The organism is Acinetobacter sp. TY2 (genome assembly GCF_046269225.1).
Classification (GTDB): domain Bacteria; phylum Pseudomonadota; class Gammaproteobacteria; order Pseudomonadales; family Moraxellaceae; genus Acinetobacter.
Map to the genome: position 1 here is coordinate 25,197 of NZ_JBJZOR010000006.1, position 22,544 is coordinate 47,740.

Genomic DNA, 22,544 nt, shown 5'->3' on the forward strand with positions numbered 1-22,544 from the left:
TGCATAAATGGAGTCCTTATTCTCTAGACAGTGCATCGACAGGATCGAGCTGTGCGGCGTTACGTGCGGGAATAAATCCAAACACTACACCAATAATGGTTGAACAAACAAAGGCTGCGATAATGGACGTTGTCGAATACGCCATTTGGAATGTACCTTTGGCAAAGTGTCCAATCACCTGCCCAATACCAAGCGATAACAACACACCTAAAATACCGCCCAAAATACAAACCAAAATCGCTTCGATGAGGAATTGTTGCAGAATGTCACTTTGACGTGCACCTACAGCCATTCGTACACCAATTTCCTGCGTGCGTTCGGTCACTGATACCAACATAATGTTCATGACACCAATACCACCCACAATGAGCGAGATCACAGCAATAGCAGACACAAGCAGGGTCATAGTTTGAGTGGTTTGCTCAATGGTTTCACGAATACTGTCGGAGTTTTGCGTAAAGACATCTTGTGCGCCATGACGTTGCTCAAGTAAAGTAAGAATGGCATTTTCAGCAATCGCACTTGGGTATTCATCTTTTACTCGAACAATAATATTACGGACGTTAGACTGCCCGAGCATACGGCTCATCACAGTAGAATAAGGTAAATACACATTCAAACTGTCAGAATTCCCCATCATGCTCTTTTGTGCATCGGTTACACCAATAATTCGACTTGGTAAATTACCCAATAAAATGACCTGTCCAACAGGATTTGTACCATCAGCAAAGAATGTATTTTTGGTATTGGAATCAATGACAACATCTTGCGCACGTTCAGTTACGCTTTGTTTGTCAAAGGCTTGTCCAGATTGGAAGGTGAGTCCTTTGACGTAAAAGAAGTCCTCGCCTACACCATTGACACTAATGGAGGCTTCTGTGTCTTTAAAACGTCCTGTGACACTTGAGCTGACCGATGGACTAACACCATCGACATAAGGTTGTTCTGAAAGTGCCTCTGCATCTGCAGGAATAAGGGTTTTGACTTGTGCTGTTTTGGAGTTATCGCCAAAACCTCGCCCTTGATACACGGTGATGGTGTTGGTGCCTAAACTGCTAATATTTTCTAAAATTTGTTTTTGTGATCCATTACCCAGTGCAACTACAGAAACCACAGAAGCAATACCAATAATGATCCCAAGCATAGTCAAAAATGTACGCATACGATGTGCATTCATCGCTAACAATGCCATATTAAAGGCTTCACTAAAGCGGTCTAAAGTGGCACGAAAAGTCGATGATTTTTTCTGTACTTTATTGATATTCGCATCAAAGCTGTGATCTTCTGCAACCTGAACTTCAGGTACATTAGGCTGATCGGAAATAATATTTCCATCACTAATCTCAATAATACGGGTTGCATTTTTTGCCACATTCATATCATGTGTGACAAGAATGATGGTGTGTCCTTTGGCATTCAATTCACGCAAAATACGCATGACTTCAACACCACTATTTTTGTCCAAGGCACCAGTAGGCTCATCGGCAAGAATTACATCACCGCCATTCATCAGCGCACGGGCAATGGAAACACGTTGCTGTTGCCCCCCCGATAATTGACTTGGACGGTTTTGAGTTTTGTCACTAAGTCCGAGTTCACTCAAAAGTTCATGTGAACGTTTTTGACGTTCTTCAGGATCAAGCCCTGCATAAATGGCAGGTACTTCGACATTTCCCGCAGCATTCAAATCACCAAGTAAATGATAGCGTTGGAAAATAAAGCCAAAATATTCTCGGCGCAGTTGTGCCAACTCATCGGGTTCAAGTTGTCCTGTTTCACGCCCACTGACTTTATAACTACCGGATGTCGGTTTATCTAAGCAACCGAGAATGTTCATTAGGGTCGATTTACCTGAACCTGATTGCCCAACAATGGCAACCAATTCTCCTGCAAAAATCTCTAAATTAATACGCTTTAGAATCTGAATGGTGGACTCACCCGCAGGGAATTCACGAATCAGATCACGAACCTCAAGCAGAGGTTGTTTCTTCTGATTGTTGTTCTGATCCATGCTTATAATCTCATTGGGCCGCTGTTTTTATTGCTACGTTTTGCTGAATCGTTAGACGTATCAGAACCATCAGCAATAACAACATTGTCGCCTTCATTTAAGCCACGTAAAACTTGTGCCGTGACTCGGTTGTTTAGTCCAATTAAAACTTGTTTACGTTTTACTGAACCATCAGCTTGTAAGACACGAACTGTTGCAACAGAAGCTTTGCCTTGTTCAATAAGTGCTTTTTCATCTGCTGTGAGTTCTAGGCGTTCAGGACGTTCGCCTTGTGGGCTATTTTTACTGTCTTTATTTGTACCCGTGGTATTTGTATTTTGACCTGATTTCAGATCTGCTGATGAAGCATCTTTACTGCTTGCTCGCTTTGAACGGTTTGATACTTGAAGTGCCGCTGAAGGTACAGTAAGGGTATTTTTTGCTTCATTTAAAATGATATAAACCTGTGCAGTCATATCAATACGCAATTTGCCATCATCATTTGGAACATCAAATAGGGCATTATAATAAATTGCTGTACTTGACGTAGATGTTGAATTATTACTTGTTTCTGTATTGATTGAATCTGGTGCAGGCTCGACTTGACGTAAAGTTGCATAGCGTTTTTTCTCGCTATCGCCCAATGTGGTGAAATAAACCGTTTGACCTTCTTGAACTTTCATAACATCGGCTTCAGAAATTTGAGCCTTAATGGTCATAGTGTCGAGTTTTGCAAGTTTAACAATGGTTGGTGCACTTTGATTCGCATTTACCGTTTGACCTTCTTCAGTCACAATCGCAACAACCGTACCATCAATAGGTGCAAGAATTTGCGTATAACCTAAATCTTCTTTTGCTGTTGCAAGGGTGAGGCGAGATTGCTCAATTTGTGCATTGACCGCAGCAATATCGGCTTGTGCCGTTTTAAAACTTGCCAAAGCAGATTCAAGTTCTGCTTTTGATGTCGCATCTTGTGCATACATCGTATTTTGACGGTTATATTCCGCTTCGACTTTGGTCAAGTTCGCTTGTTTGGTTGCAAGTTGTGCTTGTTGATTTTTAATACTTGCTTCAGCTGTTTTAAGATCATTGGTCTGACGTACAGAGTCAATTTGTGCAATCAATTGCCCTTGTTTGACTTGATCACCCAATTTTACATACATGCGTTTGACCTGACCCGATACCTGCGCACCCACACTGACCATTTTAGTCGCTTCAAGATCACCTGTTGCAAGGACTGAATCTTCAATATCACCCCGTGTGACCTCAGTGCTGATGTACTGTGGTTGGGTATTTTTTGGTTTGAAATATGCCCATGTGAGTCCAATAAGTAGGGCAATGCCCAATACAATGACAATGATTTTTGACGGTTTTATTTTTGGCATAGTTGCAAGTCTAGGCAAACTGAAAGATGGACAAATTATAGAGATGAAATAAGGATAAAGCGTGGATTTTTTGAAACTTAAATGAGAATTATTTACTTTTAATTGGTGATGAGTGCATTAAAAATCAATGAAATAGCATTGAGTGCAGTATATGGAAGTGACATTCCACCATTTTTAGCCACTTTTGCCTCACGTGGATTGATCCGAAGAAGATGAGGTGAAAACTGTTCACTAAACATGCGAACACTCGGAATAGCGGTGCCTGCGCCTATTTCAATGACTAAAGGTGAGCGGTATTGATTTAACCACTTTTTTAAGCGTTTATCTTGCTGATCTGACTGTGTTGAAATCCATGTTGCATCATTGAACATGAGAATATTGGGACGCATTAAGCCACCACATTCAAGACATTTAGGAAGATTGCCAAGCCATTGACAACTATCTGAGTTAATTTGAGGTTTAAGCGTGTCGGAAGTTTCAACTTCATTGGTACATGCATTGAGGCATTGGATATGATGAATAGAACCATGACATTCATAAATGAATTTTGGATCAAAACCCGCTTTTTGAAATTGACCATCGACATTAGAGGTAAATACAAAATAGGGTACATTCAATTGCTCTGCGAGTTGCTTTAGAAGTTGAAAGCCTTGATGAGGTTGGGTTTTACGGTATAAAGCCAAGCGATGTCCATAAAAGCCCCAAGCAAGGTGAGGCTGAGAACGAAATGCGGCAGGATTGGCAATTTGAGTAAAATCAAAGTTTTTTCGCCCAAGTTCAGGGTAGACTTTCCACATCCCTTGATTGCCCCGAAAATCAGGTAGACCTGAATCGACTCCCATGCCTGCACCAGCACTAAAAATTAGACTATCAGCCTTTGAAAATAGTGTTTTAAGCTGTTGAATTTGATCAGGTGTTAATGCTATAGACATAAATATTAAGCCTAAGATGTTTATTTGAGATTTCTGTAAATATATTTATAATACAATGACTTATGTTTCTATGTGGGTGTTGAAGAGTTTTGGGTTTTTATTAAATGGCATCATGAAAATGATCACTTAGCGGAATAGAGTTTTACCACAAAGTTCAGTAATACTTTGCAGAATTAAATGCTCAGGATTTTCTTTGCTCATCCCTTTAATGGCAGCATCAATGCGTAACAGAAGTTGTGGCCAATGTAAAAAAGCCTGTGGATTGAGTCGTCTTAAGGCTTGTTGGTAATTGGAAATTTTGGTTTTCCAAATACCAAGTTGTAGTGCATTTTGTGGTTGCTCAAAAAGTTGCATGAGAAGACGCATTTCTTTACTAATCGTCCATAAAACTAAACTTGCGGGCTCACCTGCAGATATTAAAAATTGAAAAATACGTGCAGATTGAGCTAAATTTCCTGCAATGAGGGCATCACTTAAATCAAATGTCGTATAGCGAGATTGATCTTGTAAACATTCATACAACTGTTCGATTTGAATCTGTTTTTGTTCAGGAAAGGTATCTGCGACACGCATTAAGCTATTACGAGCAGCCAATAAATTATGTTCATGGTGTTGTTCAAGCCAAGACCAAGCATCCTGATTCAGTTCAATGCCTAATTTTTCAGCTTCAATACTTAAAATTCGTTGACGATCTTGAGGGTAATTCGCAGTCAGTTGAACCACGACACCATTAGCTTCGACCATTTGAAAGAATGCAGATTTTAGGCTACTCGCATCCTGCTTCGGCATAATAATCAGTAGTAAATTATGTTCATTATGATGAATGTATTGTTTTAGAAGTTTAAGCGCATTGGCATCAGGTTTGATATTACCATGAACTTCAATCGCAAGATTTTGCGAAAATAGTGACAAACTATTGAGTGCATTAAAGACATTTTTCCACTCACTTACGCTACTAATGTCAAAGCGTTGGCGTTCAACTTCTTGGATGTTCCAACTCTTGCGAAAAGCATCTATCAAGTTTTGCTCAAGCAAAGGCTCTTGACCGTGCATAATCCAAGCACCACGGGCTTCATGTGTGCGTTTGAGTGCTTGAATATAATCGAATTTCATAAGAATGAGTACAACCGATTATTGAACAGCTTGTTGAGTTGGAAGCGTTGCGTTCACTTTTGCTTTTGGTAAGCGATTTGCCGAAATTTGGCGGGAAATTTGTTGAGCAATATCATCAACCATGATCTGACTTAAATAATGATATTGTTGATCGTCGGTATTGACCGTATTGATGTTGTATTGATAGCTACGAGATGACGTTAATGTACGAGGTTCTGTAATTGGATTACCTTGGCGATCTTCAATTTGGAAGGTGACACTCAGGCGGAGTAATGTTTCAACCAATGTACCGTTGAGCTCATGGCGATAAGGTGTGTAATTGAGTACACGTAAAACGTAAGCATCGTTTGCATTGCTGAGTTGTACGCCACTTGCAGCCAAATAAACGCTGAGTTTTTTCTCAAGGTCACTGGCATTTTTAGGCAAAGCCAATTCAAGTTTAGTATAGACCAAAGGTGTTGTTTGAGGGTTTGTCCCTTTTAAATGGAAGCCACAGCCGACTAAGCCCGCACTTAAGCCTAAAGTTAAAACAATTGCTGCCAAACGTTGTGCTAAGTGCATGTTTTGTCCTCTGTTCATCTTGTCTAAAAATTGATGGGAATATCTTCCCAATTGGAATCTTGATTGTAAAGTCAAAGCCCGTTGACTGACAACGGGCTTTGTTTGGGTTTTGTTTTAAATCCCTTCCGACCTCCTTTTAAAAAAGAGAGGAGAATCTCTCTTTTTATGTTTGGAGATGGAGTACCCCTCCTTTGTAAAAGAGGGGGACTTCGTGGGATTCATTTATTTAAAACTCTCCCTTGCGAAGCGATGTTCTCACCTTCAAAAAGGGAGGCTTAAAAGCATTAAACCACCAAATTGACTAATTTGTTTGGAACAACAATTTCTTTCTTGGTTGGACCTGTCAAGAATTGTTGAACTTCAGGCAATGCTTTCGCAAGTGCCAAAATATCATCTTTAGAAATATCAACTGCAACTTCTAATTTGCCGCGAAGTTTACCATTCACCTGAACCACAATTGTTTGCGTATTACGGGTTAAAGCTGATTTATCCACTTGAGGGAATAAAATAGATGTTAATTCAATATCAAACTTCGCCAATAACACTTGGCTTAAATGCGGTGCAAATGGCGCAAGTAAAGTTAAAAGCGTAGTGATTGATTCGCGAGCGACCGCAACATCATTATCATCTTTAGCTTCAAACTTATTATTTGCATTCAGCAATTCCATCATTGCTGCAATTGCTGTGTTAAATGCATGACGACGTTCGATGTCATCACCCACTTTTTGGATAGTTTCATGGGTTTTACGGCGTAAGTCTTGCGCTTCTGTTGATAATTTTGTGGTATCAATTGCAGATGCATTGTTGCTTTTTTCAAGGAAGCCTGCCGTTAAACGCCATACACGTTTTAAGAAGCGATTCGCGCCTTCAACACCAGCATCAGACCATTCAAGTGATTGATCAGGTGGCGCAGCAAACATCATAAATACACGTGCAGTATCTGCACCGTATTGGTCAATAATAGATTGTGGGTCGATACCGTTATTTTTCGATTTCGACATTTTCTCTTGACCACCAACCACAACGTCTTGGCCATCACCTTGATATTTTGCAGAAAGGATTCGACCTTTTTCATCACGTTCAAGGTCAATATCAGCAGGGTTAAACCATGTTTTTTTGCCTGAATCTGCTTCACGATAGTAAGTATCTGCAAGTACCATACCTTGGGTTAACAAATTGGTGAATGGTTCATTGCCTTGTACGACACCTTCATCACGCATTAATTTATGGAAGAAGCGTGCATATAGTAAATGAAGAATGGCATGTTCAACACCACCGATATATTGATTTACAGGTAACCAGGTTTGACCTGCAGCAGGATCAACAATACCGCCTGTAAATTCAGGTGATGCATAACGCGCATAGTACCAAGAAGATTCTACGAAAGTATCTAAAGTATCAGTTTCACGACGAGCTTCGCCACCACAGGTTGGACATGTCGTTTCATAGAACTCAGGCATTTTATTCAACGGATTACCTGAACCATCAGGAACGACATCGGTTGGTAAAACCACAGGAAGCTGGTCTTCAGGTACAGGTACTTGACCACACTTGGTACAGTTGATCATTGGAATTGGACAACCCCAATAACGTTGACGAGATACACCCCAGTCACGTAAACGGAATTGAACTTTAGAATTCGCAAGCTCTGTTGGTGCTAATTTTGCAAGGAAGGCATCATAAGCCGCTTGTAAATTTAGACCATCAAATTCGCCTGAATTGACCAATGTACCTTCTTTTGAACCGTACCATTCTTGCCAAGTGCTTGCATCAAAATCTGCATCTTCTGCACCTTTAGCATCAATCACTTGTTGGATATTTAAACCAAATTTATTGGCAAACTCAAAATCGCGTTCGTCATGTGCGGGAACAGCCATCACTGCGCCTGAGCCATAGGACATCAACACGTAGTTTGCAATCCAAACAGGAACTTCTTCGCCTGTGACTGGATGCTTAACAGATAAACCTGTTGCCATGCCTTTCTTTTCTGCAGTGGCAAGATCAGCCTCTGCTACTGAACCCATACGACATTCTTCAATGAATGCAGCCAATGTTGGATTTGTTTCAGCAGCTTTAAGCGCTATTGGATGTTCTGCTGCAACTGCAACATACGTTACACCCATTAAGGTGTCGGCACGTGTGGTAAATACTGTTAAACCATCTGCATAAGCATCAGGGTTTGCTGATGGAAAAGTAATGTCCATCCCTTGTGAACGACCAATCCAGTTACGCTGCATGGTCAATACTTGTTGTGGCCAACCGTCTTTAAGCGTATCTAAATCATCTAATAATTCTTGTGCATAGTCTGTAATACGGAAGTAATACATTGGAATATCACGTTTTTCAACCAATGCACCTGAACGCCAACCGCGACCATTTTCAACTTGTTCATTCGCCAATACAGTTTGATCGACAGGATCCCAGTTTACTGTTGAAAGTTTACGGTAAATTAAACCTTTTTTATAAAGCTGAACAAATAACCATTGTTCCCAACGATAATATTCAGGCGTACAGGTTGCAAATTCACGATCCCAATCGACAGCAAGACCTAATTTTTTCAGTTGGTCACGCATATACGCGATGTTTTCAAATGTCCATTTTGCAGGCGCAACTTGATGCGCAATTGCAGCATTTTCAGCGGGTAGACCAAAGGCATCCCAACCCATCGGTTGTAGTACGGTTTCACCTTTGAGGCGGTGGAAACGGCTGATCACATCACCAATGGTATAGTTACGCACATGACCCATATGCAGTTTGCCACTTGGGTAAGGGAACATCGAGAGAATATAACGACGTGGGCCTTCTACAATGTCGGCAACTTTGAATGATTTGCGAGTTTCCCAGTCCTGTTGGACAGTCGGTTCAATCGCACTTGCTTGATATTCAGGGTCAATGTGAGTAGTCATATACGTAATATAAGAGAACGGTTAGAAAATTTGAAATACAGCATAGCGCAAAACGCACTAAAAAGTGAGTTTTGCGCTGAAATTTATACAGCTAAAATGATGTGAAATATTTGAAAATTTTATTGTGGTGCATCTAGGCGATTTTCGACAGGCGCACTTTGAGATTGAGCAACAGGAATATGCTGAGCTTGTTCGGTATTATTCTGTGTTGCATTATTTTGAGGCTGTGATGTTGTATTATTTTGTACGGGTGCACTAGAAGAACTACGTGAAGCACCATAAGTATCGACTTTACCGTGTTTTTTTGCTTTTGCAGGTGGTGGTGTAGTGGTGTAGTGGGTTGAGCCATTTGCATCGACCCATTTATAATATTGCTTGGCAAAGCTTTGTGTTGCGGTGAAGGCTGTGATTGAAACCAAAGCAACAGAGAGCAAAGAAGTTTTGAACCATTGAAGCTTTTGCATGTGAATTACCTTATATATGCAGAAAAATATTTTGTGATTATTTTATCGGAAGAAATGGATGGATACATCAACAATAAGGGTTGTGATGAGATTTTTATTTCTGTCTGTATTTTATACGATTTTTAGAAAATGAAAAGGCTAGTTCTTTTTTTAGTACAAAAGTTAATAATAAAATTAATGATAAAAAATACAATTGATAAAAAAAAGTTATGTGTTGCTTAAAATATTAGACTGAAAATAATCCAGAAAAGCGTCTTTGAAACCTTGACTTTGGTCGCTGAACCTACAAAAATGCCTAAACAGTTTTATGTGTTTTTATTCGACCACCCTTTGAATAAATACATCGCTTGCAGTACCAATTTTTCTAAGCCGAAAAATTGAATATTACTTAAATATGCTTATCCCAGCGTATTTTAGGTTGACCAAACTTTTTAAAAGACAGTGCAGTCACATTTTTTTATATTGCAGCAAAAACTTATGAAATATGTGTGCTATAACAGTGCACACAAGTCAATCAATGAAGCACGCTGTATGTCTCCCATACAGGTCGTGGAATAAAGATTAGGGTGAATACGTTGGAACTTTTATCTGGTGGTGACATGCTTGTTCGCGCTTTAGCGGATGAAGGCGTAGAACATGTTTTTGGGTATCCAGGCGGCGCAGTTTTACATATTTATGATGCGCTATTTAGACAAGAAAAAATCAATCATTACCTTGTACGCCATGAGCAAGCTGCTGGTCATATGGCAGATGCATACTCGCGTGTAACGGGTAAAACAGGCGTTGTCCTTGTGACCTCAGGTCCAGGTGCCACCAACACTGTAACGCCAATTGCGACTGCTTACATGGACTCCATTCCAATGGTGATCTTATCAGGTCAGGTTCCGTCACATTTAATTGGCGAAGATGCATTCCAAGAAACCGATATGGTTGGCGTATCTCGACCAATCGTAAAACATAGTTTCCAAGTGCGTCATGCAAGTGAAATTCCAGGCATTATTAAAAAAGCATTTTATATTGCATCTTCAGGTCGTCCAGGTCCTGTGGTTGTTGATATTCCAAAAGATGTGACCAATCCTGTTGATAAATTTGCTTACGAATATCCTGAAAAAGTAAAAATGCGCTCTTATCAGCCGCCACATCGTGGGCATTCTGGTCAGATTCGTAAAGCAATTGATGAGTTATTGAATGCTAAACGTCCTGTGATTTATACGGGGGGCGGTGTGGTTCAGGGCAATGCATCTGCATTATTGACAGAGCTTGCACACTTATTAAATTACCCTGTAACCAATACATTGATGGGCTTGGGTGCGTTCCCGGGCAATGATCCTCAATTCATTGGTATGTTGGGTATGCACGGAACCTATGAAGCTAATATGACCATGCATAATGCAGATGTTATTTTGGCAATTGGTGCTCGTTTCGATGACCGTGTAACCAATAACCCTGCAAAGTTCTGTACCAATGCAAAAGTCATTCACATTGATATTGATCCTGCAACAATTTCAAAAACCATTATGGCGCACATTCCAATTGTGGGCGCGGTTGAGCCTGTGTTGCAGGAAATGTTGAGCCAGTTAAAACAACTCAATGTTTCTAAGCCAAACCCTGAAGATATTTCGGCTTGGTGGTCTCAAATTGATGAGTGGCGCAAAGTTCACGGCTTACGTTATGAAGCGGGTGAAAATGGGGTAATGAAGCCACAGCAAGTGGTTGAAGCGCTCGATAAAATCACCAATAGCCAAGCGATCATTACGTCTGATGTTGGCCAACATCAAATGTTTGGTGCGAACTACTACCGTTATACACGTCCACGTCAATGGATCAATTCAGGTGGTTTGGGCACAATGGGTGTAGGTTTGCCATACGCAATGGCAGCAAAACTTGCATTCCCAGAGCAAGATGTAGTTTGTATTACAGGTGAAGCATCAATTCAGATGTGTATCCAAGAGTTGTCTACCTGTAAACAGTATGACTTGAATGTCAAAATTCTTTGTTTGAATAACCAGGCTTTGGGTATGGTTAAACAATGGCAAGATATGAATTACGAAGGGCGTCATTCAAGTTCTTATATTGATTCATTGCCTGATTTTGCAAAATTGATGGAAGCTTACGGTCATGTGGGTATTCAAATTGATCATGCCGATGAACTTGAGTCAAAACTTGCTGAAGCAATGGCAATAAATGATAAGTGCGTATTTATCAACGTTATGGTAGATCGTGCAGAACACGTTTATCCAATGTTGATTGCAGGTCAATCGATGAAAGATATGTGGTTAGGCAAAGGGGAGCGCACTGAATGAGACATATAATTTCTGTACTCGTTGAAAACGAAGCTGGTGCGTTATCTCGTTTAGTTGGTTTGTTTTCTCAACGTGGTTATAACATTGAAACGCTAAACGTTGCGCCAACTGAAGATGCAACCATGTCACGTTTAACGCTGACGACTTATGGTGATGATCATAAAATTGAACAAATCACGAAGCAATTAAACAAATTAGTTGAAGTTGTGAAAGTTGTAGATCTGTCAGAAGGTGCACACATTGAACGTGAGTTGATGCTGATTAAAGTAAAAGCGCTTGGTTCTGCGCGTGCTGAAATTAAGCGTACAGCAGACATCTTTCGTGGTCAGGTGGTTGATGTAACACCAACGACTTACACGATTCAGATTGCAGGGACAACAGAGAAAATTGACGGTTTTATTGATGCACTTGCTGAAAACACGATCTTAGAAGTCGTGCGTTCAGGTGTATCTGGTATTGCCCGTGGCGAAAAAGTTTTATCGATTTAATTTTTTCAGATATTAAAAATTTAAGGTTTTAACCATTTGGTTAATTGATTTTTTATAACCTCATGTATAACCTCTCCTTACAAACAGGAGAGGGACTTAACCTGTAAATTGATCAAAACAAGATCCTCAGGTTAAGACGAGGAAACAAAGCATTTAAGCGGAGACAGCAATGCAAATTTTTTATGATAAAGACACAGACTTATCGATCATCCAAGGCAAAAAAGTAGCAATTATTGGTTACGGTTCACAAGGTCATGCACATGCGCTTAACCTTAAAGATTCTGGCGTTGACGTAACTGTTGGTCTACGTGCAGGTTCTACTTCTTGGAAAAAAGCTGAAAATTCTGGTCTTAAAGTTTCAGAAGTTCCTGCTGCTGTTGCTCAAGCTGACGTTGTTATGATTTTGACTCCAGATGAGTTCCAATCACAACTTTACCGTGACGTAATTGAACCGAATATTAAGCAAGGTGCAACTTTAGCATTTGCTCACGGCTTCTCTATTCTTTATAACCAAGTTGTTCCACGTGCTGACTTAGACGTAATCATGGTTGCTCCAAAAGCACCAGGTCACACAGTACGTTCAGAATACCAACGTGGTTCAGGTGTTCCTGACTTAATCGCTATTCACCAAGATGCTTCTGGTAATGCGCGCAACGTAGCACTTTCTTACGCTTCAGGCGTGGGTGGTGGTCGTACAGGTATCATTGAAACTTCATTCCGTGAAGAAACTGAAACTGACCTTTTTGGTGAGCAAGCAGTTCTTTGTGGTGGTGCGGTTGAATTGGTTAAAATGGGCTTCGAAACTTTGGTTGAAGCAGGTTATGCACCAGAAATGGCGTATTTTGAATGTCTACACGAACTTAAATTGATCGTTGACTTGATGTTCGAAGGCGGTATCGCAGACATGAACTATTCAGTATCGAATAATGCTGAATATGGTGAATATGTAACTGGTACTGAAGTTATCAATGAACAATCTCGTGAAGCAATGCGTAATGCACTTAAGCGTATCCAATCTGGCGAATATGCGAAAATGTTTATTAACGAAGGTGCTTTAAACTATCCTTCTATGACTGCTCGTCGTCGTCAAAATGCTGCACATGGCATCGAAGTAACAGGTAACAAGTTACGTTCTATGATGCCTTGGATTCAAGCGAATAAAATCGTAGATAAAGAAAAGAACTAAGTTTTAGTACTTTAAAAAACCCACTCAATTGAGTGGGTTTTTTTATTGTGGGACTGGTTTTCAATTCAATATGCAGATTTTTTGCTTGGGATAATGGGGGCTTTACAGTATTTATAATACTGCTTATAAAATTTAATTGTGATAGATTACGCATAATTTTAATACTTATTATGAATTTAATTTTTTGGGCTAACTCATGAAAAAGCAACTACTTATCACATTGACTGCATTGTCTATCTCATGCTTTAGCTTTGCTGAAACTGCACAAATCGTATCAACTGAGCTTAAACCTTTGTCAGGCGTACGTGTATCGATGCAACGAATGTTGAAATCGGGTGAAGGTCGTTATTTCATGAGCTTATATGCAGGTATTACCAATCCGCATGGCACTTTATATGACTTGATGAGCGTAAAAGAGATTGCATTTAAAGGTACTCAAAAAGCAGATCAGATCATTATGAAGTCGGTAGCGAGTGAGCGTGATGAGGCTGGGAAATATCAAATTAGCGGAACATTAAATGCCAACACGGGGAATTTCAAGGTTCTATTTTCTGAAAATGCAGAAACTACAGGTAAGTCGATGCAGTTTGAACCAGCATTTAAAGTTGTAAATAAACCAACATTTATTTTTAAATTTTATGGTCAAAATGATCCTAAGCAACCGCTTGGAAATGCGTTAAAGCGAGTTGATGTTTTGAATAAAGTTGATAACTCGATTGTCCAAAGCCTGACAGGTTTTACCGCCTATGCCGGTAGTATGGGTTATATGGATATTAACTTTGATGGTTATTATGATGTCATTTTATCTGACTTATCGGGTGGTAAAGATATTGCAGATAAACGTTATATCTATTGGATGTATAACCCAAAGACTAGTCAGTTTCAGCGTTCAGCACAAATGGAAAAAATTGTAGGTTTACCAGTATTACATGGTGAAAAACAACAAATTGATTTTGGTAATGGACAAATATATCAAGTAGAGAAAGGTCTGTTAAGGAAAATTGATCGTCAGTAAGAGGCATAGGTTGAATATATAAGGCAGTTAAAAACTGCCTTTTTTTTTGGTATTTTTTTTTTAATATCTAGCTGTTTTTTAATTTTTTTAACTCTACTGGTTGGTGGTTTTTGTTTGAGGTGATTCTATTCAATGGTCAATTTAGAAGTCCAGTCTGTATTCTTTGATAATGTGCAGGAACCGCTGAAATAATCTATTCACTTGTTATTATTATTTAACATTTCTATAGATTGGTTTTTACTTGATTTTTTAAACATCTGTTGGTTTAACTTATAAATACCATATATTTATTCGCACAAATTTGAGCAAAATGTGACGTAATTTGCGCATTATTAATCCATAATTTAATTAAGTGTTTAGATATTCTAAATAGTTTAATGGAATAGTAAAATAATCAAGAAGAAGTCTAAATATTTTTTTTTAATAATGATAAAAAAATAGGCGGTTTTTGTAACGTTATAATTCAAAATGAAAAGTCTAGAAATATTTTGTAAATTATAAAATCTTATAAAAATTATATATTTGTTGTGTTTAGTGATGTAAGTAATTGATTTTATGATTTTGCATTGTAATTTCGATGATATTTTTTTTATTCAATAAATAATTAAAACAGTAGTTTGGTTATAACTTTTATTAAAAATACGAGTAGGTGAAAAATCATGTGAATTGATTATATTTCAGTCAAGTTCAGAAAGATGGGAATAAGCTTTTAGTTGCAGTTACACGATAACTCAAAGAAGAGTTGAAAATATGTGTAGTTGTAGATTGTTTTATTTACTAAAACATTTTCTTGAATAAAGAAAAATGGGAGAAATAACATGAATAAAATGACACAGGCCGCATTAGCGACATTGGTATTGGGTGTTTGTTCAACAGGCGTTTATGCAGACGAACTTGCAGAAAAAGGTGGTGGTGGAGGTGGTGGTCCAGACTGGAATAGCTGTACAGAGCTAGGATGTAGTAAGGATATTCCAATTACACTCGAAGTTCCTAAAAAATGTGTAGTTACTGGGGGGAATCCGATTGTTTTAAGTGCGAATGGTGGTACTAAAACTTCGGCATATTCAATACAAAGTAATACAAACTATGTATTGGAGTTATCCACTGCTAACGCAGGCACAAGTTCAGCAACATTTGTACGTCATGTAACCGATCCATTGGCGAAAGTGAGTACAACAATTAAAACGAATGGTGGTGCAGTGGGTTGGGGTACTTCAAACCATGTAGGTTTTGGTACTGATAACTACACAGTGACCGTAGATAATCCTGCAACAACAGCAGCAAATAAAGCTGGCACTTATACTGATACATACAAAATCAGAGTGTTCTACTAAACACATATAAGCCCGATATGAACCTAACTTAATGACTTAATTGAGTTAGGTTTTATTTTTCAGAATAAGAGGGTGTAAAAATGAAAAAAAGAATCTCTTTTTTTACCATAAGCATGCTATTGGGTAGCATAACTTATGCGGGTGTGGCTGTTAATCCTGTTCAGCTTTATATTCGTGATACGGCAAAACAAAAATCAACAACATTAACTGTTGAATCTATTGATGAAACCGAAAAAAAAATATTTGAAATTAAGGCATTGAGTTGGACACAAGATGAATCTGGGAAAAATATTTTAAGTCCAGATGATAGTGTGATGATCAATCCAAAAAGTTTTATCCTAAATCCATATAAACAACAAACCATTAGAATTGGTTTTTCACGTCCTGTTGCTTCTATTGTTGAGAGTGGTCAAGAAAAAGCTTGGCGTATTATTCTTGAAGAAATGCCACAAGTGGTCAAAGATAATTCGGTTAACTTTTTATTTAATTTCAACTTACCGCTTTTTGTCGGTAAGCAAGATGATTTAAAGCTTATCTTTAAACATTCTGGAAGCCAGTTGAAAGTTATCAATGAAGCAAATTCACATGTTCAAATTACAAATTTAAAAATAGTTGATACTGCAAAAAAAGAAATCTTTAAAAGTAATGAAATGAATTATTTATTGGCTAAAAAGAGCTATAGCTATGATCTTGGAAATACTCGATTAAATAGTGCTCAAAAATATGCTGTCCAAGTCAATACAGATAAAGATGACAAGGTCGTTGAATTCCAAATTTCAGACTAGTATGTAGTTTGTAGGGGGTTATATGCCTATTAAAAATAAAATATTAATCATGATTAATATTTTCTGGGCCTTTAGTGCTCAGGCGAGTGAATCTAATGTAGATCCAATTCTTGCAAATTTGTGGGTCAATGAGTTGGATATGAATACGGATGTCACGCTCATTAAACAAAACAATCAATTTTATATTGAATGCAGTATTTTAAAAGAAAAGGGAATTGATATTGCACGATTTCAAATCTTACAGTCGAAACCCGAATTTTGTTCTATTTCAGATGGACAGGTTCAATCGCTTTTTGATGAAGGGTCACAAGCAATAAAAGTCACGGTACCTTCAGGTTTTTTTATTTCCAATACATTTGATCAAACTATTCAAATGCCAGAGAAAGCGAGTCTAGGTGGATTTTTTAATTATGAATTATTTTATGCCAATAGTGATGCTGGAAATCGCTATAGCGGCTTAACTGAACTTGGTGTTTTTAAAGATTTTTGGCTATTTAAAAATGCGATGCTTTATCAAAATCAGGATGAAATAAATAAGTTTATTCGTCTCAACAGTAGCATTGATTTTGAATTTCCAGAAAAAATGACAAGGCTGACATTGGGTGATACCACAACAGTTTACAATCCACTTATCAATTCACTGCGTTTTGGTGGGCTAAGTTGGGGAACTAATTTTACAGAAAGACCTAACTTTATTTATTGGAATGTACCTTCTTTGGAAGGTAGTGCTCGAGTACCATCGACAGTTGAACTGTATGTTAATGGCGTCAATATTTATAATCAAAAAGTTAGTCCTGGGGACTATAATTTACAGACGGGTGCACAAATTCAACAATCTGGTAATGCTCAAATTGTTGTTGAAGATATTCTGGGTAATCGGAGTGTTCAGAGTTTTCCAATTATGGTGACCAGTAAACTACTTCGTCCAGGCTTGAATGAATACAATGTTTCCCTCGGGAAGTTGCGTTATAACTACAATTTAGAAAGTAGTGATTACCGTGATTTTTTTGCGAACACATTTTTCAGAAGAGGTATATCAAATAGTACATCATTAGGTATTAATGCGTTATATAGTCAAGATATTCAAAATTTTGGATTAATGTGGACACAAGCGGTAAGCAATTGGTTTTTATTTGAAAGTGTTGCTCAAGCTTCACATGATGATCGAAATGATACCAATTTTTCATATGGTTTATCATTAAGTAAAGACATTGGTCGTTTCTCCTTTGGTGCAAATAGTAAATATACCGAACAACATTTTAAGTTTTTAGGAGATGAGCTAAATAATGAAAGTAGCTATCCAAAATTTGAGAATCTTGTCTATTTGGGCATAAGTGGTGTTCCATTGGTGCAAAATATTAATTTGAATTTTGCAGAACAAAAATATTATAAAAATGAAACTTTTGAACGAGATGATAGGCGAATATTCCGTGCTGGTTTTAGTCGTCAAATTGGGCGAAAAATGATTCTCGGTTTAAATTATTTTAATGAAACAGGAGATCGTTCTGACTCAGGTGCGACACTATCGTTAAGTTATAGTTTTGATAGTCAAAAAACTTTATATATGAGTCATTCGACCGCTGAAGATAGTAATGTTCAATTTGTTAAAAATGATACGAATCAAGTTGGTTTTGACTATGCTTTCGGTGCAAATCGGAGAAATGGCGAGATTTTATATAATGTAGATGGTCGTTTAAAAACTGAAGTCGGTGATTTAGAGTTGAGTCATCAACAAAGTGATTCTTATCGAGAGTCGCAGGTTTACTATCGTGGTGCAGTTGTTATGTTGAATAAAAAGTTCAACTTTACCAAAGCAGTAGATAACGCATTTGCGTTGGTGAAAGTTGACTCTTATCCAGACATTGATATTTATCGAGCTTTAAATCATGTCGATAAAACCAATAAAGAAGGTTATGCCTTTGTACATGACATTATTCCTTATGTGAAATATGACATCGCTTTTGATGAAAATCAGCTACCTGTTGAAGATAAAATTTTATATTCTAATAAGCAAATTACAGCATTGAATCAGCGTGGTTATGCAATTGATTTTCCAATATATCATGCCAAACAAGTGACTGTTCGTCCTGTTAATGCTCAAGGAAAAACCTTCGATGCTGCTTCGGAAGTTTATGTCAATAATAGTGATGGAGATGTCTATCCTTTATCTTCGGATGGAACAGTCACTTTGTATGGTTTGATACCACAAACATATCATTTAACAATCAAGTCAAAGGAGGAGCAGGATTGTAAGGCTGAGTTAGTCGTTAAGGATAAACAGACTGAGCAAAATAATCAGCCTGTTGATATAAGTTGTAAATAGAAGGAGTAGGATATGAAACTTCAAGTTTGTATCATCATTGCATCATTCTTTTATGTGGCTTCTGTGGATGCGAAACCATGTCAGATTGATCGATTTACATCAAATCAATTAAGATTAAGTTCATCTTATTTGAGTCAGGCGGCAACCTCTTTTACGGTTTCATGTGATACGAGATATGCCATTCAGTTTAATGCTCGAAACTTAACAAATACGAATGGAGCAAGCTATTTGGTTAACCAGCGCAACAACAAGCTGAGAACTCAAATGAATATTACAGGTGCTTCTAGTTCACGCTGGAATGTTCCTTTGGTGCAACCAGCAGGTATAAATGAAAAATTTGTCGTGTTGGTTCAATTGTTGGAGCGACCAACAGCTTTTACACCAGCAGGTACTTATCAAGATCATTTATATGTCAGTCTTGAGTTTTAAAGATAGGGTTAAATATGATGACAGATTTAATTTATGTCAAAATATCAATATTTTATGATCATAAATGTATAAATATACTGTCTAGTCTTGACTAAGATGAATAGATTAGACAGTAGTGTAAATAAATCTTTTTTAATAGGTTTATTTGGTTGTTAGTCATTCAGTTTAAAGTTATTTAAAGGTTTTTTATGATTAAAGTAATCATTATATTCTAAGGGCAATTGTGTATAAGCTCAGCACAAAAATAAGTATGAGTAGTCAATAATCAAATATGTGGGCTGTTTTTTGTAGAGTAAAATATAAAAATAGGGCAGAAATATATTATTGCAGTGCAATTAGGGTATCAGGCTTTTATTCGTATGTAGGCAGAAAAGTATTACGATGTGGTTTGCTCCAATGTGATGTTTTTGGGTGAGTCAAAAAACGGTCATATAATTATCATAAAACTGTCAATAATGCAGATTAAACTCTAGAAAATAAAACAGATCAGGTGACGTATGACTAGACCGTACGCAGAAGCCTTGTATTACAAACAACAAAATTTTCCTGAATATTTTAAAATTTACTTTCGTAAAAATAATCAGTATTCGCAGGTAAATCATAAGACATCTTTGGAGAAGTTGACTCGCCCACGCCTTAAAATTGCGATTGTGACTGAAACTTGGGCACCTGAAATTAATGGTGTAGCCTTGTCTTTATTACAACTCTGTAAAGGTCTGCAAAAGCAGGGACATAAAATTTTATTAATTCGTCCTACGCAAAAACAAAAATGTAAGGAATTTTCACCAAATAAAGAATGCTTGGTTATGCCACAAGGTATTCCGCGTTATCCAAGTATGCAATTTGGTTGGCCACAATATGGCAAGGTTACACAGGCGATAGACAGTTTTGAACCTGATGTGGTGCATATTGTGACGGAAGGACCTTTGGGTTTTGCTGCTTTACATGTCGCTAAAATTCGAAAAATTGTGGTATCTAGTGGCTTTCATTCGCCCTTTCAAGAATTTAGTCGTTTCTTTGATTTAGCATTTTTGGTTAAGCCAATCCAACATTATTTACGATGGTTTCATAATCACACTCAACTGACCTGTGTCCCGAGTAAGCATACAGAGCAAGGACTGAGAGCTTTTGGTGTAACTTGTCCGTTGGCAGTGGTTGGGCGAGGTGTCGATACGCAGCGTTTTTCCTCGAAGTATCGATCAGCAATTTTACGTAAGCGTTGGGGTGCCGATGAAAATACACGTGTCATGCTGTATGTGGGACGTTTATCGCCTGAAAAAGAAATCCATGTGTTGATAGGCGCTTATCAACTCATGCTTAGACAACAACAGAAAGTTAAATTAGTGATTGTTGGTGATGGTCCTGATCTTTCACGCTTACAGAAAATGCCCATAGCATCTGAAGTTATTTTTACAGGTAGTCTTGTCGGCATGGAACTTGCTGAAGCTTATGCAAGTGCAGATGTTTTTGTATTTGCGAGCCAAGTTGAAACCTTTGGTAATGTTGTGCTTGAGGCAATGGCGAGTGGTTTACCCGTAGTTGCTTATGATTACGCCTGTGCACAGCAACAAATTCAACATCAGCAATCGGGTTGGTTGTGCCCATTAGGGCGAACGGAAGTCTTTACTCAAACAATGTTACAACTTCCTGAACAAGCAATATTACACCAAATGGGACAAGTTGCGATGCAACAAGTACAAAAAACAGGTTGGCAACATGCGGTACAGCAATTTGAAACAGCACTGTATCAAGTTGTACAGGATCATCGAATGGTCACATAAATTTATCAATTTTATATTGCACAAATGTTGTGCTTCACTCCGCTGAGAAAGAGGAGCATCATTATGAATTTAAAAGCTACAAAAATTAAAATACTTGATCTCGATTTGAAAGGCTGTATTTACCTAAACCATTTATCCAATGTTCAGCGTATAGCACTATTTTTTAAAATTATTAGTCGGTTAGGTGATGGGGCTTTTTGGTATGCCATGGTGTTATTGGTCTGGCTACAAAAGGGTTTTGCTTACGGTTTTCAATTGCTTTATATTTTGTTGGGCGGAAGCATTGGTACAGCAATTTACAAAGTATTGAAAAAAACCACAGTACGTCCTCGACCTTACCAAGTACATCAGGTGATTGTGATGGGTGAGCGTCCACTCGATCATTTCAGCTTTCCCTCTGGTCATACATTGCATGCAGTCATGGCAACAACGGTGCTTGGTTATATTGCACCTATCCTGTTATTTTTAATGTTGCCTTTCACGATATTGGTTGCCTTATCTCGTATGGTTTTAGGTTTACATTATCCTAGTGATGTGATTGTCGGTGCGTTGATTGGGATAACTGTCGCAAGTTTAACTATTCTCTGTGCGCCATTATTGAATATCATGTTGTAAATATGCGTTATTGATGTGCATAAATTACTTGGTAAATTCTCTTCAATGGACCATAAATTTGCTAAAGTAGTAGCGCTTAAAACTACAGGAAATTGCTATGGGCTTACGTTGGACAGATACGCTTGATATCGCCATTGAACTTTTAGAAGCACACCCCGATGTCGATCCACAATGGGTACGTTTTACCGATATGCATGCTTGGATTTGCGCATTGCCTAATTTCACCGATGATCCGACTAAATCGACTGAAGGTTTGCTTGAAGGCATTCAAATGGCATGGATTGACGAAGCAAATTAATCAATCTGTCTAAAAAAACTTATTTTTTACACATCAAACGCAGAAAAAAGCATTTTATACCGTTATAATGCGCAAAATTTTCGTGTCAATTTGACTTAAGGAGCCTATCAATGGCTATTGAACGTACTTTATCTATCGTAAAACCAGATGCTGTTGGCAATAACAACATTGGTGACATTTTCTCTCGTTTCGAAAAAGCGGGTCTTAAAATTGTTGCAACTAAAATGAAACAGCTTTCTAAAGCTGAAGCTGAAGGTTTTTATGCTGAACACAAAGAACGTGGTTTCTTTGGTGATTTAGTTGCGTTCATGACTTCTGGTCCAGTTGTTGTTTCAGTTCTTGAAGGCGAGAACGCAGTTCTTGCTCACCGTGAAATTTTAGGCGCTACAAACCCTAAAGAAGCTGCTCCTGGTACTATCCGTGCAGATTTCGCTGTAAGCATCGATGAAAATGCTGCTCACGGTTCTGACTCTGTAGCTTCTGCTGATCGTGAAGTTAACTACTTCTTCGCTCAAACTGAAGTTTGCCCACGTACTCGTTAATTCGAACTGCGTTAGGTCTGCTGAACGTCAAAATCGTGTTTCACGATTTATAAATTGTTAACAGACCAAGAACCAGATAAGTGATATAATACTT

Annotated in this window: 19 protein-coding genes; 12 read left to right on the forward strand and 7 right to left on the reverse strand. The window is 38.0% G+C overall.

The genetic code is table 11. The features are described from left to right. Positions 1-16: 16 nt before the first annotated feature. From ACK1JC_RS05110 to ACK1JC_RS05140, 7 genes are all read right to left on the reverse strand, one after another. The gene (locus tag ACK1JC_RS05110) at positions 17-2,011 is read right to left on the reverse strand and encodes a MacB family efflux pump subunit (protein WP_409510784.1); all 1,995 of its coding nucleotides are present in this window, start codon (positions 2,009-2,011) and stop codon (positions 17-19) included. 2 nt (positions 2,012-2,013) lie between these two features. After that, a complete protein-coding gene (locus tag ACK1JC_RS05115) occupies positions 2,014-3,375 on the reverse strand; it encodes a MacA family efflux pump subunit (protein ID WP_409510785.1) in 1,362 nt (453 codons plus the stop codon). A gap of 98 nt (positions 3,376-3,473) precedes the next feature. After that, on the reverse strand, positions 3,474-4,307 hold the full coding sequence (locus tag ACK1JC_RS05120; protein WP_409510786.1) for an SIR2 family NAD-dependent protein deacylase: 834 nt from the start codon (positions 4,305-4,307) through the stop codon (positions 3,474-3,476). 126 nt (positions 4,308-4,433) lie between these two features. Continuing rightward, positions 4,434-5,420: a DNA polymerase III subunit delta gene (gene holA, locus ACK1JC_RS05125; RefSeq protein WP_409510787.1), complete on the reverse strand. Its 987-nt coding sequence runs from the start codon at positions 5,418-5,420 to the stop codon at positions 4,434-4,436. An 18-nt stretch (positions 5,421-5,438) separates the two neighbouring features. Next, positions 5,439-5,981: an LPS assembly lipoprotein LptE gene (gene lptE, locus ACK1JC_RS05130; RefSeq protein ID WP_409510788.1), complete on the reverse strand. Its 543-nt coding sequence runs from the start codon at positions 5,979-5,981 to the stop codon at positions 5,439-5,441. 284 nt (positions 5,982-6,265) lie between these two features. Continuing rightward, the gene (gene leuS / locus ACK1JC_RS05135; RefSeq protein ID WP_409510789.1) at positions 6,266-8,887 is read right to left on the reverse strand and encodes a leucine--tRNA ligase; all 2,622 of its coding nucleotides are present in this window, start codon (positions 8,885-8,887) and stop codon (positions 6,266-6,268) included. Positions 8,888-9,006: 119 nt separating this feature from the next. Continuing rightward, complete coding sequence (locus tag ACK1JC_RS05140; RefSeq protein WP_409510790.1) at positions 9,007-9,351, reverse strand: DUF4124 domain-containing protein; 345 nt, start codon at positions 9,349-9,351, stop codon at positions 9,007-9,009. Between the two features lie 575 nt (positions 9,352-9,926). Between ACK1JC_RS05140 and ACK1JC_RS05145 the strand changes: the two genes are divergently transcribed. The 12 genes from ACK1JC_RS05145 to ndk all read left to right on the forward strand — a co-directional run bounded on the left by ACK1JC_RS05145 (position 9,927) and on the right by ndk (position 22,450). Next, positions 9,927-11,654 (forward strand): acetolactate synthase 3 large subunit, encoded by a 1,728-nt coding sequence (locus tag ACK1JC_RS05145; RefSeq protein ID WP_409510791.1) that lies wholly within the window; start codon positions 9,927-9,929, stop codon positions 11,652-11,654. Further along, positions 11,651-12,142: an acetolactate synthase small subunit gene (ilvN, locus tag ACK1JC_RS05150; protein ID WP_409510792.1), complete on the forward strand. Its 492-nt coding sequence runs from the start codon at positions 11,651-11,653 to the stop codon at positions 12,140-12,142. The genes ACK1JC_RS05145 and ilvN overlap by 4 nt, the downstream gene beginning before the upstream one ends. Positions 12,143-12,311: 169 nt before the next feature. Then, on the forward strand, positions 12,312-13,328 hold the full coding sequence (gene ilvC, locus ACK1JC_RS05155) for a ketol-acid reductoisomerase (protein ID WP_409510793.1): 1,017 nt from the start codon (positions 12,312-12,314) through the stop codon (positions 13,326-13,328). Between the two features lie 196 nt (positions 13,329-13,524). Further along, the gene (locus ACK1JC_RS05160; protein ID WP_409510794.1) at positions 13,525-14,343 is read left to right on the forward strand and encodes an XAC2610-related protein; all 819 of its coding nucleotides are present in this window, start codon (positions 13,525-13,527) and stop codon (positions 14,341-14,343) included. Positions 14,344-15,161: 818 nt separating this feature from the next. Further along, a complete protein-coding gene (locus ACK1JC_RS05165; protein WP_409510795.1) occupies positions 15,162-15,677 on the forward strand; it encodes a hypothetical protein in 516 nt (171 codons plus the stop codon). Positions 15,678-15,757: 80 nt separating this feature from the next. Continuing rightward, positions 15,758-16,462, forward strand: coding sequence for a molecular chaperone (locus tag ACK1JC_RS05170; protein WP_409510796.1), 705 nt, complete (start codon positions 15,758-15,760; stop codon positions 16,460-16,462). A 22-nt stretch (positions 16,463-16,484) separates the two neighbouring features. Then, positions 16,485-18,785, forward strand: a complete 2,301-nt coding sequence (locus ACK1JC_RS05175) for a fimbria/pilus outer membrane usher protein (protein ID WP_409510797.1) — start codon at positions 16,485-16,487, stop codon at positions 18,783-18,785. 12 nt (positions 18,786-18,797) lie between these two features. Next, a complete protein-coding gene (locus tag ACK1JC_RS05180; protein WP_409510798.1) occupies positions 18,798-19,214 on the forward strand; it encodes a hypothetical protein in 417 nt (138 codons plus the stop codon). Positions 19,215-19,711: 497 nt separating this feature from the next. Next, complete coding sequence (locus tag ACK1JC_RS05185) at positions 19,712-20,995, forward strand: glycosyltransferase family 4 protein (RefSeq protein ID WP_409510799.1); 1,284 nt, start codon at positions 19,712-19,714, stop codon at positions 20,993-20,995. 63 nt (positions 20,996-21,058) lie between these two features. After that, positions 21,059-21,610, forward strand: a complete 552-nt coding sequence (locus ACK1JC_RS05190) for a phosphatase PAP2 family protein (protein WP_409510800.1) — start codon at positions 21,059-21,061, stop codon at positions 21,608-21,610. Between the two features lie 97 nt (positions 21,611-21,707). Further along, positions 21,708-21,908 (forward strand): Fe-S cluster assembly protein IscX, encoded by a 201-nt coding sequence (gene iscX, locus ACK1JC_RS05195; RefSeq protein WP_409510801.1) that lies wholly within the window; start codon positions 21,708-21,710, stop codon positions 21,906-21,908. Between the two features lie 110 nt (positions 21,909-22,018). Beyond that, complete coding sequence (gene ndk / locus ACK1JC_RS05200) at positions 22,019-22,450, forward strand: nucleoside-diphosphate kinase (RefSeq protein ID WP_409510802.1); 432 nt, start codon at positions 22,019-22,021, stop codon at positions 22,448-22,450. The last annotated feature ends 94 nt before the right edge of the window (positions 22,451-22,544 follow it).

Bases quoted from the DNA above. Each gene is read 5' to 3' on its own strand.
- iscX (WP_409510801.1), top strand. From the start codon at position 21,708: ATGGGCTTACGTTGGACAGATACGCTTGATATCGCCATTGAACTTTTA.
- holA (WP_409510787.1), bottom strand. From the start codon at position 5,420: ATGAAATTCGATTATATTCAAGCACTCAAACGCACACATGAAGCCCGT.
- ndk (WP_409510802.1), top strand. From the start codon at position 22,019: ATGGCTATTGAACGTACTTTATCTATCGTAAAACCAGATGCTGTTGGC.
- ACK1JC_RS05190 (WP_409510800.1), top strand. From the start codon at position 21,059: ATGAATTTAAAAGCTACAAAAATTAAAATACTTGATCTCGATTTGAAA.
- ACK1JC_RS05170 (WP_409510796.1), top strand. From the start codon at position 15,758: ATGAAAAAAAGAATCTCTTTTTTTACCATAAGCATGCTATTGGGTAGC.
- ACK1JC_RS05120 (WP_409510786.1), bottom strand. From the start codon at position 4,307: ATGTCTATAGCATTAACACCTGATCAAATTCAACAGCTTAAAACACTA.
- ACK1JC_RS05175 (WP_409510797.1), top strand. From the start codon at position 16,485: ATGCCTATTAAAAATAAAATATTAATCATGATTAATATTTTCTGGGCC.
- ACK1JC_RS05115 (WP_409510785.1), bottom strand. From the start codon at position 3,375: ATGCCAAAAATAAAACCGTCAAAAATCATTGTCATTGTATTGGGCATT.
- ilvC (WP_409510793.1), top strand. From the start codon at position 12,312: ATGCAAATTTTTTATGATAAAGACACAGACTTATCGATCATCCAAGGC.
- ACK1JC_RS05160 (WP_409510794.1), top strand. From the start codon at position 13,525: ATGAAAAAGCAACTACTTATCACATTGACTGCATTGTCTATCTCATGC.
- leuS (WP_409510789.1), bottom strand. From the start codon at position 8,887: ATGACTACTCACATTGACCCTGAATATCAAGCAAGTGCGATTGAACCG.
- ACK1JC_RS05165 (WP_409510795.1), top strand. From the start codon at position 15,162: ATGAATAAAATGACACAGGCCGCATTAGCGACATTGGTATTGGGTGTT.
- lptE (WP_409510788.1), bottom strand. From the start codon at position 5,981: ATGCACTTAGCACAACGTTTGGCAGCAATTGTTTTAACTTTAGGCTTA.
- ACK1JC_RS05185 (WP_409510799.1), top strand. From the start codon at position 19,712: ATGACTAGACCGTACGCAGAAGCCTTGTATTACAAACAACAAAATTTT.
- ilvN (WP_409510792.1), top strand. From the start codon at position 11,651: ATGAGACATATAATTTCTGTACTCGTTGAAAACGAAGCTGGTGCGTTA.
- ACK1JC_RS05140 (WP_409510790.1), bottom strand. From the start codon at position 9,351: ATGCAAAAGCTTCAATGGTTCAAAACTTCTTTGCTCTCTGTTGCTTTG.
- ACK1JC_RS05110 (WP_409510784.1), bottom strand. From the start codon at position 2,011: ATGGATCAGAACAACAATCAGAAGAAACAACCTCTGCTTGAGGTTCGT.
- ACK1JC_RS05180 (WP_409510798.1), top strand. From the start codon at position 18,798: ATGAAACTTCAAGTTTGTATCATCATTGCATCATTCTTTTATGTGGCT.